The 13,670-nt window shown below is 61.9% G+C and carries 9 protein-coding genes and 1 pseudogene; 7 read left to right on the top strand and 3 right to left on the bottom strand.

Annotation, left to right across the window (positions count from 1 at the left end; all coding sequences use genetic code 11):
* The 4 genes and pseudogenes from DK391_RS22755 to DK391_RS22740 all read left to right on the top strand — a co-directional run.
* A pseudogene (locus tag DK391_RS22755) lies at positions 1-1,510 on the top strand (hypothetical protein); the annotation flags it as partial.
* A 634-nt stretch (positions 1,511-2,144) separates the two neighbouring features.
* Positions 2,145-3,722, top strand: coding sequence for a ShlB/FhaC/HecB family hemolysin secretion/activation protein (locus DK391_RS22750; RefSeq protein ID WP_239482921.1), 1,578 nt, complete (start codon positions 2,145-2,147; stop codon positions 3,720-3,722).
* Between the two features lie 70 nt (positions 3,723-3,792).
* Positions 3,793-5,646 carry a peptide transporter gene (locus DK391_RS22745; protein ID WP_109480244.1) on the top strand — a complete coding sequence of 618 codons (1,854 nt, stop codon included), beginning with the start codon at positions 3,793-3,795 and terminating at the stop codon, positions 5,644-5,646.
* A 7-nt stretch (positions 5,647-5,653) separates the two neighbouring features.
* Complete coding sequence (locus DK391_RS22740) at positions 5,654-7,417, top strand: methyltransferase domain-containing protein (protein ID WP_109480243.1); 1,764 nt, start codon at positions 5,654-5,656, stop codon at positions 7,415-7,417.
* Positions 7,418-7,423: 6 nt separating this feature from the next.
* On the opposite strand, the gene DK391_RS22735 is transcribed toward DK391_RS22740, so the two are convergent.
* Positions 7,424-8,374, bottom strand: a complete 951-nt coding sequence (locus DK391_RS22735; RefSeq protein WP_109480242.1) for a GGDEF domain-containing protein — start codon at positions 8,372-8,374, stop codon at positions 7,424-7,426.
* A gap of 258 nt (positions 8,375-8,632) precedes the next feature.
* A complete protein-coding gene (locus DK391_RS22730) occupies positions 8,633-10,243 on the bottom strand; it encodes a diguanylate cyclase (RefSeq protein ID WP_109480241.1) in 1,611 nt (536 codons plus the stop codon).
* Positions 10,244-10,413: 170 nt separating this feature from the next.
* Between DK391_RS22730 and DK391_RS22725 the strand changes: the two genes are divergently transcribed.
* The 3 genes from DK391_RS22725 (at position 10,414) to DK391_RS22715 (ending at position 12,431) form a co-directional block, all read left to right on the top strand.
* Entirely contained in the window at positions 10,414-11,706 is a 1,293-nt protein-coding gene (locus DK391_RS22725) for a YbfB/YjiJ family MFS transporter (RefSeq protein WP_109480240.1), read from the top strand.
* A gap of 264 nt (positions 11,707-11,970) precedes the next feature.
* Positions 11,971-12,168 carry a hypothetical protein gene (locus DK391_RS22720; RefSeq protein ID WP_109480239.1) on the top strand — a complete coding sequence of 66 codons (198 nt, stop codon included), beginning with the start codon at positions 11,971-11,973 and terminating at the stop codon, positions 12,166-12,168.
* The gene (locus tag DK391_RS22715; RefSeq protein ID WP_109480238.1) at positions 12,165-12,431 is read left to right on the top strand and encodes a hypothetical protein; all 267 of its coding nucleotides are present in this window, start codon (positions 12,165-12,167) and stop codon (positions 12,429-12,431) included. The genes DK391_RS22720 and DK391_RS22715 overlap by 4 nt, the downstream gene beginning before the upstream one ends.
* Positions 12,432-12,509: 78 nt before the next feature.
* Here the strand turns inward: DK391_RS22715 and DK391_RS22710 are convergent, their stop codons facing one another.
* Entirely contained in the window at positions 12,510-13,457 is a 948-nt protein-coding gene (locus DK391_RS22710) for a DMT family transporter (protein WP_109480237.1), read from the bottom strand.
* Between the last annotated feature and the right edge of the window lie 213 nt (positions 13,458-13,670).

Raw genomic sequence — 13,670 nt, 5'->3', positions numbered from 1 at the left:
CTCGGACAATGGCGATGGCATCGACAACAACGGTGCGATCAACACGTCGGGCAACGGTACGACGAACATGTCGGGCGATTCGACCAACGGTACGGGCGTTGACAACAACGGCACGATCGACACGACCGATAACGGCACGACCAACATCGACGGTAACTCGACCAATGGCTCGGGTGTGATCAACAACGGTTCGATCAACACCAGCGACAACGGCTCGACGAACATCGACGGTAACTCGACCAACGGTTCGGGCATCGACAACAACGGTTCGATCAACACGACCGACAATGGCACGACCAACATGTCGGGCGGCTCGGACAATGGCGATGGCATCGACAACAACGGTGCGATCAACACGTCGGGCAACGGTACGACGAACATGTCGGGTGACTCGACCAACGGCACGGGCGTTGACAACAACGGCACGATCGACACGACCGATAACGGTACGACCAACATCGACGGTAACTCGACCAACGGCTCGGGTGTGATCAACAACGGTTCGATCAACACCAGCGACAACGGCTCGACGAACATCGATGGCAACTCGACGAACGGCACGGGTATCGACAATAACGGTTCGATCAACACGACCGACAATGGCACGACCAACATGGCGGGCGGCTCGGACAATGGCGATGGCATCGACAACAACGGCACGATCAACACGTCCGATAACGGCACGACGTATATCGACGGTAACTCGACGAACGGTACGGGCATTGACAACAACGGCACGATCGATACGAACGACAACGGTTCGACGTATATCGACGGTAACTCGACCAATGGTTCGGGTGTGGTCGACAACGGCACGATCTACACGAACGACAACGGCACGACGTACATCGACAACAACGGCAACAGCACCGTCATCCATCCGAACACGACGGACAACGGCGGCGACAGCAACGGCACCGACAACGGTGGCGGCAGCAATAGCGCGGACAACGGCGGTGACAGCAATGGCACCGACGGCGGCAACGTCATCAACGGCGGTGGCAGCACGGACAACGGCGGTGGCTCGACCAACGCATCGTCCGGCGGCTCCGGCGGCGGTGCCGGCGCTGCGGCAGCGCTCGGCGCAGTCGGTGTCGGTGGCCTGGCGGCGTTCATCTGGGCTGATGTGTCGGCGCACTGGTACCTGGATCAGGCACAGCCGCTGACGCTGGAAGCCGGCGATGCAGCGTTCTGGGCGGATGCAACCGTCGAGCACGTGACGGTCGACACGCTGGTCCGTTCGGCTGACGTTCAGCTGCTCACCCACGAGGGCGTGTTGAACCGTCATCTGGCGTACCGCGACGGTGCCGACGGCGCGAAGCATTTCACGTACGAGGACGAGAAGTCGCAGACGAAGGCGGACCTGTCGGTGAACATGCAGACGCATGAGTTCTTCTACACGGAGAGCGGCGTCAAGGATGGGAAGGCGTACGTGGTCAAGTCGCACGGCTGGCTGAAGCAGGGTATGGGACCGGCGGTCGCGGATCAGTCCCCGGCAACCGAGCACTGATTCCCGCCCCGCGCAACTGGCGGTTACCTGCCAGTTGCGTGCGGTCGGCGGATCGCGGGAGTGATCGGCCGTTCACTGGACGATTTCCTCTCGCAAGTTTGCTTTGCTGATTGAAAGGCGGTGCAGTTCGCAAGAGCTGCACCGTTTTTTTACATGCTTTGGATATTGTTTTGGTTTGAAAAAATAGGAATGTTCCTATTCTGAAAATTCAAACCAAAATAAAAATCGTCGGAAATTTAGAAGAGAAGAGATTTTTGATTGAAATTTTCGGAGTTGTCTTATTTTCAAGCCGACTTCGAATCATAAAAACCGCAATATCAAAGCATCCTCCCCGTGACGGTCAGCTCAGGCACAGTCAGGGCTCGACCAAAAATCCGAAAATCCCAAACACTTTTTTGGAATAGTCCTATTCGCTTCGGATTATCAAACTTTTACTCTTTCTTATGTCGGCGGTACAAATCGCTGGGATGAGAATCCTCGATAAACGTAACGCCACCGTTTCTAATCAAAAGCAAGGATTGCTTCAATGTTGTGGCGTAGACGTGAAATAAACCGGCAGATCACTCAAGCAATGTGGATCTTGCCGGTGTTGGTGACGAGCGTGGCGCACGCCGAGTCTGTTGCGGCGACGAGCATGACGCTGACTGCACAGAATGCCGTCATCGAATTCAAGTTGCTCCCCGCGGGCGGACAAGACGAAGCTGCCATCGTGCAGTTGCTGCGCGCTCACGTGCAACAACTCGGCGCCGCGCCGCAAACGCTGGGCGACGTCAACCGCTGGTCTGACCGACTCACCGATGCCTTGCGTCAAGGCGGCTACCCGATCGGCCAGGTGCTGATGACCGACTCCGACTGGCGAGCCGCCAGGCAAGGCGCGAAAGCCGTCTTCACGGTCTTCCCCGGCCGGATCAGCCAGATCGAAATCCAGAACAAATCGCGTGTCGCGGATTCGCGTCTGCGCAAGGTGATCACGCACGCGCTGTGCGGCAGCGACACGCTTCCGGGCGCCTGCTATCTGAAGACCTCGCGTCTCGAGCGTTCGACGCAGCTTCTGCAGGACCTGCCCGGTGTTGCGCTCGAAACGGCGCCGCAGTTCGGACCCGGCGCGGGCGTGGGCGACATCAAGGTGGTCGTCGGCGTCGTGCAGAAGGGCAAGCCGGTATCTGCCAACCTGATCCTCGACAACCAGGGCGTTCCGTCCACGGGCGAGTATCGGATGGGCGTGAGCGTGTCGGCCAACAACTATTTCGGCGCGGGCGAAAGCTACGCATTCACGCTCACGGGCACCGACAAGAAGATGTGGACGGGGGAGCTGGATGCGAGCGTGCCGATCCTCAACGACGGACTGCGCCTGACGGGCGGCATCAGCCGCCAGCAATACACGACGAACACGGTCACGCCGATGGTTGGTATCGCGACGACGGCTTCGGGCGGCTTGCTGTATCCGTTCGCTCGCGGTCTCGACGCGAATGTCTGGGGCGGCGTTTCATATCTGCACAGCCAGACGTCGACCGACATGAAGGAATACGGCGTCTCCACACACAGCAAGATCGACTCGATCCGCTTTTCCGCGCAGGCCGACAACGGCGATCGCGCTCAGCAACTTCGCACGAACATCCTGAGCGGCCAGGCTGCGCTGACGCTTGGTCATCAGAGCAATGACTTTCCGTATGGAACGAACACAGAGGCGAACCCGGCCGGCAACTACGCGAAGCTGTCGGGCACCGGATACGGCACGTATGCGCTGACGCGTAGCGGCAACCTGTTCCTGTCGGGACGCGTGAACGCGCAGGTCGCAAACCGCAATCTCGATCCGAGCGAAAAGCTCGGCGCGGGTGGCCCTAACGCTGTGCGCGCCTACCGCTCGGACGAAGTCTCGTTTAACGACGGCGTCATCGTCAACGCAGGTCTCTATCAACGCGTACCGGTTGCGTCCGGTCATCAGTTGCAGTTCGGCATCTTCTCGGACTACGCGGTCGGCCGCATCAATCACAACCCGTGGGCAGGCTGGGACCAGAGCTATCCGGGTGTCTCCGATGTGACGAACACCCGCACGCTCGCCGGCTACGGCGCCAGCATCGATTGGCTCACGCCGATTGGCGCCACGGTTTCCGCCTCGGTTTCGAAACCTTATGGCTTCTCCTCGCCCTCGTGGGTCGAGCCAGGCAAGAAGCCGCTGCAGTACTGGCTGTCGGTGACCTGGAGCCACTAACACCACAGACACGTATCGCTCGCAACACTCAATCGCGCATTAACGACATTCACTTACCCGGAGATTCACCATGAAATTCAGCATCAACAAGTTCGAACACCTCTGCTATCGCCGCGAACACGAGCAGGCTGGCCGCATGCTTATCGAGTTGCTCAACAAGATCGACCAGAACTACGGCGTGTTGATGGATGTCGATACGTGGGCGCAGTCGGTCGAAGCACGCAACATCATGGACGATCACCTGCTCACGCGACTGACGGGTGCGATCACGGCGCTCATGACCGACCCGAATTTCAAGATATCCGACGTGTCGATGAAGCGCCTGATGCTGTTCCAGCGCTGGTTCGCCGCAATGTTCTCCGCAAGTCCGTTCCGCAATGCCGACCACATCCTGCGCTCGCTCGGCGTGAACGAAGAAGCGCGCAACTCGATCGAGCTTCGCAACAGCGAATTCCGCAAGTTCCAGTTGCTGTACCTGCCGGAATCCGAAGTGCGCCTGGATTGGGATGTGCTGTGGAAGCACAACAAGACGATGGCGGCGAGCATGGCGACTACGATCATGTCGTCGCGTTTCCTGGGCACACCGTCCGCGCACCAGAAGCGCGAAATGCTGCTGCGCTGGTTGCCTGAGCGCCTTGCCGAGATCGAAGAAATCGATGCGCTGCCGATGGGCGTGCTGCACGACATGTACATGCATTGCAGCTACGCGGACCTGCCGGGCAAGCACGACATCAAGAAGCCGATCAACACGCTGCTCCGCCGCAAGCTGGCGAGCCTCGGCATCCACGATGTGCAGCGCACCGCGGCGCAACCGGCAAAGGGCGAAAAGCCTGTGCTTCTCGTCGTGCTCGAATGGTTCTCGAAGAACCACTCGATCTATCGCACGCACTCGCAGACGATGGTCGCGATGCGCGACAAGTTCCATCTCATCGGAATGGGCTACAACGGCCGCGTCGATGACGTGGGCAAGGAAGTCTTCCACGAGTTCATCCCGCTTGAAGGCGCGAACCTGTGGGAAACCGCGCGTCATGTGCGTCAGACGAGCGAGGCGCGCAATGCGCAAATGATGTACATGCCGAGCGTCGGCATGTTCCCGATCACGATGGTGCTGGCATGCCTGCGCGTCGCGCCGCTGCAGATGATGGCGCTCGGCCATCCGGCGACGACGCACGGCCACGCAATGGACTACGTGGTCGTCGAAGAAGATTACGTTGGCGACGAAGCATGCTTCAGCGAGAAGCTGCTGAAGCTGCCTTCGGACGGCATGCCGTACCGCGCACCTGCTGCGCTGCTCGAACTGCAACTGCCTGAGAAGCAACCGTCGAACGGTGTCGTGAAGATCGCTGTGGCCGGCACCACGATCAAGCAGAACCCCGGTTTCCTGAATACATGTGCGCAGATCGCCAACGAATCGAAGGTGCCTGTCGAGTTCCACTTCCTGATGGGCCAGGCCAACGGCTTGATCTTCCCGCAGGTGCGTAACCTGGTTCGTCGTCTGATGGGTGACAAGGCCGTCGTTCACAAGCATCAGAACTACGGCAACTACATGAAGGTGATCGCGGGCTGCGACCTGTTCCTGAACCCGTTCCCGTTCGGCAATACCAACGGTATCGTCGATACGGTGTGGGCTGGTCTCGTAGGCGTGTGCAAGACCGGGCGCGAAGTGCACGAGCATATCGATGAAGGCATGTTCAAGCGTCTCGGCTTCCCCGAGTGGATGGTCGCGAAGACCAACGACGAGTACAAGGCGGCCGCGCTGCGTCTGATCGAAAATCCGGAAGAGCGCAATGCGCTGGCTGCAGAGCTGGCTGGTCCGCAGGCCATCGAGAAGCTGATTTTCAAGGGGCGTCCGGAAATTCTGGGCGAGCGTATCCAGGCGCTTTGGCAAGAACAGGCTGGCGCGGCAGCGTCGGCCGCGGCGTGAGACGGTCATGAACGAAACGAGCAAATCGGCACTGCGCCGCTCGCATGATCCCGCCTTCGTACAGTGTTACTTCGTAGGTGAGGGACTGGACATCAGCGCAAGCGGTGATCCGCTGAGCGCGCAAGCACATCTCTTTCCGCGTGTGCGTAACGTGAAGTCGTGGCGCGAAGGCGACGTAGTGCACATGAAGGGCATGCAGGAAGAGTCATTCGACTTCGTGCACGCCAGTCATCTTCTCGCCGACGTCGACAATCCGGGCAAGGCGCTGGCGAAATGGCTGGAGTTGCTGAAGCCGGGCGGCCATGCGGTCGTCACGGTGCCCGACGAAGATCTGTACGAGAAGGGCGCGTGGCCGAGCCGCTTCAACGGGCGGCACAAGGCGAGCTTCACGATCAGCAAGCCGCGCAAGCAGTTGCCGCACTCGGTCAATGTACTCGAGCTGGTGCAAATCTTGTCGCACGTCGCATCAGTCGAGCGCGTGAGCCTCGTGCGTGATCATTACGACGAATCGCGCAATGACGTGGACCAGACAGCACATGGTCTCGCCGAGTGTGCAATCGAGATCGTGCTGCGCAAGCGCGCCGTGCTGACAGCCGGACAGATGCTCGAAGCACTGAACCGCGCGAGCAGCGCGGAGGACAGCATCGAGGCCGGCCAGCGTGCGATTCGCACGTATCCGTATCTGTTCCATGTCTACCATCGCACGATGATGGAGTGGCTGCGCTGGGAGCGCGAAGAAGAGATCGATAGCGTGTGGGCGCAATGCGTGAACCGTCTGCCTGGTGAACATCTGCCGCGTCTGTATCGCTCGTTGCATGCGATCTCGCGCGGCAAGCTGCAGGAAGGATTTCAATGGCGCGAAGCGACGATGTCGGTCTTCGGCTGGCAGCGTCGCACGACGGCTCAGCCGCCAACGACGTTTCCGGAGTGGAAGGGCGAATCGCTGGCTGGCAAATCGATTGTTATCTGGAGCGAGTTCGGCCTTGGCGATGAGATTTTCTTTCTGCGCTTCGCGCGGACGCTCCGTGAACATTGTGGCGCGGAACGCGTGACGGTGATGTGCCAGTCGCCGCTCGTGAAGTTGTTCGAGGAGTCGCAGGAAGCCGATGCGGTGATCGATGTGAAGGATGCCGCGCAATTGCCTGCGCACGATTTCTGGGTCTTCCCGCACGCAATCCCTGCTCACATGCCGCTGGAACTCGAAGCATTGCCACCTGCGGTGCCGTTTTTGCGCGCGCCGTCGATCAAGGCGCCCGCAGCATTGCTGGCTGCGCCGTGCGATGCGTTGAAGGTTGGCGTTGTTTTCAAGGGCGCACCGACTCACGAAAACGACCGCGCGCGCTCACTGCCGTCGCTGTCGGTGCTCGACGAGCTGTTCAAGCTCAAAGGCGTCGAGTTTTTCAGCCTGCAAAAGGGTGCGGGTGCCGACGAAGCGGCGCAGTACGCCGAACGGTTGCCCAACTTCCACGATCTCGGCGCGGAAATCCGCAGCATGGAAGAGACGGCAAGCGCAATCGCCGAACTGGACCTCGTGCTGACTGTCGATACGTCGGTGTCGCACGTCGCGGGCGCGATGGGCAAGCCGACCTGGGTAATGCTGCCCGATTTCGGCGACTGGCGTTGGCATTACCGGCGCGAAGACAGCCCGTGGTATCCGACGGCGCGGCTCTTCCGCCGACGCGCCGGCGGCACCTGGGACGAAGTGGTTGCCCGCATTCGTGGCCATCTGCTCGTAAAGAGCACCGAGAAGAAGTTCGCCGAAGCGGCTTGACGCCGCTTATTGCAAGGGCGCCGACCACGCGACAGTGCGGTTGCGCCCTTCTCTTTTTGCCGAGTAGAGCGCGCTGTCGGCGCGCGCGAGCGTGGTGTTCAGATCGTCGCTGAATTCGACCTTGCACACACCCGCCGAGAACGAATAACGGATCGCACAATCGCTGGCGACCTGCACGCGACGGCTGATCACCTGGCGGCGCATGCGCTCGACGGCCGACACGCCGTGCTCGACCGACGTCGACGGGAACACCACCAGAAACTCCTCGCCACCGATCCGTCCTGCGATATCCGTTTGACGCGTCGCGTGCCGGCACACTTCGCCGAAATCACGCAGTACGGCGTCGCCGGCGGCGTGACCGTGCGAATCGTTGATCTGCTTGAAGTGATCGAGGTCAACGAGTGCGACGGTCAGCGGCGTTTCCGTGCCCGCTGCCGCAGTGATCGCCAGTTCGAGCGACGACATCGAATGGCGGCGGTTGGCAAGACCCGTCAGCACGTCGGTGCGTGCTTCCTGCACTGCGCGTTCATGCGCGCCGATCCAAGCCTGCTCGGTGGAACGCAACGCCGATATATCCGTGCCGATCAGCACGATCCAGTCGTTTTCGAACAGCGATTCCGTCATCCAGAACCAGCGCCCGTCGATCAGTTCCGTCGCGAAGCTGCGCTGTCCGGCGCGCTCGCGGCGCACGGCGATGGCTTCGGCAATGACGGCGGCAGCATTGTCGCCTTCGATACGCGTGCCGCATTGTCCGAGGATGCCGCGCATCACGAGATCGGCGAACGTGATTTCGCCGCGCTCGCGATTGAGGCGGAACGCGTGCTTGAATGCGCTGTTCGCGAACACGAGACGATCGCTCGTGTCGTAGATCGCGACCAGCTTGTTCTTGCCGTCGAGTGCGCCGAGCAACGCCTCACAGGCAATGTCGTCAGTGCACAGATCCTGAATCGATTTCATGGCTTAACGGGGCAGATGGGTCTCCGAGCGGTCCGCGTCGTCATGGCGCGCGGCCTGCGTCCCAGGTTCGCCGTGCCGCTGAAGAAACGCGCCACGGACACGGCCGTGGCGCCAGGCGTCCCAATGATTCCGACTGCGTGAAGAATCACGGAGAACGTGGAGACAGGATTCAGTCTACGTTGACGTAGCGCATGTCCATCGCATGAACAGTGAGCAAATTTGACCGCAATTCGACGCTCGGTAAGGTGGCGGAAATTCTTACGCGTGGCGTTCGGCCGGGTCGCCGTTGTGGCTGGCGCTGTCGTCGCCATGGCTGCTCAGGCTGCCCGGCTGAAGCTGCGTCCAGTCTATTGATTTCACGTTGTTGCGGCCGGCGCCTTTTGCTTCGTATAGCTGCGCATCGGCGGCGGCGATGAGTTCGGGCGCGTTGCGGCCATCGGCGGGCCGGCCGGTCGCGCAGCCGACGCTCACCGTCACGCTGGGCAATTGCCGGATGCGCAGCGCTTCCACCACGCGGCGGACTTTCTCGGCCGTATTCACGGCAGCCGCCGCGCCCATGTCGGGCAGCACGACCGCAAACTCCTCTCCACCGTAGCGCGCGACGACGTCGATCGACCGTCGTGCCACCGACGCAATGCAGTCAGCCACCGCCGTCAGCACTTCATCGCCGGCTGCGTGGCCATAGGTGTCGTTGAAACGCTTGAAATGGTCGATGTCGATGAACAGCACCGACAGCAGCGCACCGTTGCGGCGTGCGCGGCGCCATTCTTCGTCGAGATTCCGGTCGAGCGTGCGGCGGTTGCTGAGATGCGTGAGGGGATCGGTGGCCGCGAGTTCGGCGAGCCGCGTCTGCGCGCGCACCTTGTCGCGCAGCGTGAACGCGAGTGTCCAGCAGACCAGCACGACCACGGCGCCCAGCGTGAAGGTCAGGCCGCCCGCTATCGCGCTGCGTTTGCGCCACGGCGCGAGCACGTCGTCGAGCGCAGGCGCAACGATCACGACGAGCGGAGTGTCGGGCACATGGGCATAAGAGAAAATGCGCCGCACGTGATCGATGGGCGATTCGCTGATGTACGAGCCTGCCGTGCCGATATGGACCGTCGCGTAATCCTGAAACCGGTGCACGTCTTCGCCGATCACGCCTTCCGCGTAAGGTTTGCGCGCGAGCACCGTGCCGTCTTCGAGCAGGATCAGCGCGGTGCCGTCCCGGCCCGTGTTGACCTTATCGAGCAGCCGCTGAAGATAGGCGATGCGCACGGCGAGCAGCGCGACGCCGGCGAACGAGCCGTCGCGGGCGTCGATGCGGCGCGACAGCGCAAACGACAACTCGCGCTCGCGCAGCCTTGAACGAAACGGATGCGAGATGAACAGTCCCGCGTTTGGCCGTTGCTGATGCGCGAGGAAATAGTCGCGATCGCCGAAGCGCATCGTTTTGTCGATGGGGCCTTCCTGCGTGGCCTTCAGCACGCCATGTTCGTCGATCACATAGGCGCCGCCCAGATACGCGGCGAGCGTCGCGCGATCGAACAGCACGGTGCGGCGCAGTTCGTCGGGCAGGCGCCAGACGGTCGGCTCCTGCGAGCGATGCACGATTTCCTGCAGCGACAGATCGTAGATTTCGACGTTTCTGGCCAGATCGCTGGAAATCAGCGAAACCAGATTGGCTGAGGTTTCGCGTGCGTGATTGAGCGCGTCGGTGCGTCCCGAATACAGCGTGGCGAGCGTCAGGCCCGCCATCGCAGTGGCGATCAGCGTGCCCGCGATGCCCGTGAGAAACGGCCGGTTGCCGACCGCTTGCGACACGGCCGCGCCCCGCTGCCGTGCGATATGGCGAAACCGTTGCCGCAGGACGAGAAGCGGGTTCAACACGAGCGCGGTCTCCGTCGTGATTGTGCCGTTACGCTAGCAGTATTGCGGAGCGGGCGGCAAGCATCGGCTGGCGTGCCGCGCGTGCGAGGTGACGTGAACCGCTGGATTGGCGGTGCACTGCATGCCCGCGATGTACAGTGATAGTCCAATCGATCGACACAAACAATCACATGACGACTGGTATCGCCCGCCACGACGTTTCCTCCGACAGCCCCGCGAACCCGCTCGCCGATGCCGCCGAAGCATCTGGTCGATGGCCCGCGCTCTGGCTTGCCGTGAGCCTGTCGATGGGCAGTGCGATTGCGCTGGGACTCGCGCGTTTCTCCTACGCGCTGCTTTTGCCGCCGATGAAAGCCGATCTGGGCTGGAGTTTCGCGCAGGCAGGCGCGATGAATACGGCCAACGCGCTGGGTTATCTGCTCGGTGCGCTTGCGTTCCCGCGGCTGTCGCGCCGCTGGCCGGCGTCGTCGCTGTTCATCGGTGGATGCGTGGGGACGGCCTTGCTCATGGCCATCACCGGCGTGCTGGAGAACACGCATGCATTGTTCGTGCAGCGTGTCGCGACGGGTATCGCGAGCGCGTTCATTTTCGTGAGCGGCGGCGTGCTGGCCGCGCGGCTCGCGACTTCGAGGCCGCGCGACGCCGGTCTCGTGCTCGGTCTGTATTACGGCGGGACGGGTTGGGGGATCGTCGCGTCGGCTTTGCTGGTGCCGGCTTCGTTTGCTTCCTTTGCACTCGTGCAGCGCGCGCATGGCTGGCAGATCGCGTGGTTCGCGCTCGCTGCGGCTTGCGTCGTGTTGTCGATCGTCGCGGCGCGGGCGGCGCGGCGCATCGAACGGCAGCATGTGCTCGACTCGGGTGCAGCGGGCGCCGCCGATACTTCGCAGCAAGCGGCGCCGATGCGGCGTTATGCATTTGCGCTGGCCGGTTATGGCCTGTTCGGTGTCGGCTATATCGGCTACATGACGTTTATCGTCGCGCTGCTGCGCAACGGCGGGATGAGCGAAGGCGTCGTGACGGGCTTCTATCTGCTGCTGGGCGTTGCGACCGTCGTGTCGGCGCGTATCTGGTCGACACTGCTCGACCGCATGCGCGGCGGCCAGGCGCTCGCACTCCTCAATGCGTTGCTCGCGTTGGCGACGCTGTTGCCCGCCGTGGTCGCGCATCCCGTGGTCGCGTTTGCATCGAGCTTGCTGTTCGGCGCGACGTTTCTCTCCGCTGTCGCATCGACGACAGCCTTCGTGCGCCACAACCTCCCCGCCGCGCACTGGGGACGCGGGATCAGCGCGTTCACGATCGTGTTCGCATTCGGACAGATCGTCGGGCCGACCATCATCGGCTGGGTGTCGGACGGCGTCGGTCTCGGGCGTGGACTCATCTATTCCGCATGCCTGCTCGCCGCGGGTGCGGTACTTGCTGCTTTACAGACAAGCCTGACGCCGCGCGCCTATCCGGTGAACTGATCGTTCTGGCAGGCGCATTGCACAACGTTCGACCGCATATCCGATGCCAACCCATGCGCTGCGCGGCCCTTGCATTTGCTGCGTTGCGGTTGCCAGCGCACAGAACGCGCGAGCGGGTGGGAGCAGGATGAAAACCGATGAAATACTCAGTCATCCAATTCGAATTTGACTGTTGCTATTTCGTCAAAACAACTAGAGAGACGAGAGATCAGCGCCTAAAGATAAAGTGCTTTCTCAAGTCTTTTGTGCGGTGCGGGGGTGCATATGAAACGCAGAAACGCGCGACATCTGGTCCGGATGCTATCGGACATACGGCACGCGGCAGATTGCAGGGCGCTGCGCGCGGCTGCAACGCAACGGGCGATCGAGCTCGCTGCACAAGAGGCGGCGGAAGCGGAGCAGGACAAGCCCGAGACGGCGCGCGAGAACATGCGCGACAAGCCGACGTGGAGAACGTCATGAGAAACGCTACCGAACAGTCGCTGCGTTTCCTGGTCGAGAAGTGGCTCGGGCCGGTGTCGGCGCCTGTGCATGTCACGCAGTTCGGCCGCACGAAATGGGACAACACGCGCTATGTGCGCGTCGAAACGTCCGCGCCGGATGGTCTGCGATCGCTGTTCTTCTTTCGTCATGGCGACGGCTGCTGGTGCGTGTTTCCACCGACGTCGAATCGTCGCCGCTCAGTGGAAAGCTGGCGTGACGCGGCTGCGCAGGCGGCTGCCTGAGACTTCAGTCTTTGCGGGCATAGCTACGCCGATGGCCGGCTATGCTTCGAGCTGCAACGCCACGGCGCACGGCCTGCTTCAGGCAGGCTCGGCTGAATCCGACGAAACGTCGCGCCGCGCCATCCACATCGGCATCACCTGACACACGATCAACCCCGCCATCATCAGCGCGCAACCGAGCAGCGCACGCGGTGCAAGTGTTTCGCCCAGTACGAGCCAACCTGCAAGCGCGGCAAACACACCTTCCATGCTGAAGATCACGGCTGCATGCGCGGGCGCAGCGTCCTTCTGCGCGACAACCTGAATCGTGTACGCGACGCCCACCGAAAGCGCACCGCCGTAAAGGATGGTCGGCGCCGCGCGGACGATGTCAGCGAGGCGCAGCGGATCGACGGCCAGCCCGATTGCAAGACTTACCAGTCCGCACACCACAAACTGCACGAGTGCGAGCGCAAGCGGATCGTGACGGCGCGCAAAGCGGCTGACGAGCACGACCTGCGCCGAGATGACGATCGACCCTGCCAGTTGCAGCCAGTCGCCATAGAGAATCGAAAAATGCTCGTCGACGCTCAGGAAGTACATGCCGAGCGCCGCCAGCAGCGCGCCGAGCCATACGCCGACGCCCGTCTGATGGCGCAGCAGCACGCCGATCAGCGGCACGATCACGACGTACAGCGAACTGATAAAGCCCGCGTTCGCCACCTTCGTGTATTGCAGGCCGATCTGCTGACACGAGATCGATACGGCGACCAGCAGTCCGAGCACTGCGCCATCGCGCCATAGCTTTGCCGAACGGGCAGGGTACAGCGAAGCGGGCGCGTCGTCGGAATGCGAAGTGCGCCGCCGCGCCACGGACCACACGATCAGCACAATCAGTGCGCCGAGCAGAAAGCGCAGGCCGGTGAAGAGAAACGGTCCGATGGCATCGAGGCTGAGGCGTTGCGCGACGAACGCGCTGCCCCAGATCATCGCGGCGACGAGCATGAGCAGATTCGCGCGCAGGTGTTGGCGGGTGGCGGTTTTCAAGCGGAGATTCCTGACGGGACGGGCCGTTTCTCGTGACGCGCTGCAGAGCGCGCGCGGGCGCCTCACGCGCCTCTGTTCATACGAAACAACCCGTATTCAATGGCAGCCGACATGATACCCGCGTGCGCGCATGTGTCGTCGGCGAAGCGTTGACCGCATGAAAGCATTCAGTAAGACGGCTGTCTCCCGGAAAATACATATCGAGCTTTATCG

Origin of the sequence: Paraburkholderia sp. C35 (assembly GCF_003121405.1) — a bacterium.
Classification (GTDB): Bacteria; Pseudomonadota; Gammaproteobacteria; order Burkholderiales; family Burkholderiaceae; genus Paraburkholderia.
Note: the sequence above shows the minus strand (reverse complement) of the source record. Positions and strands in the feature narration are given on the sequence as shown.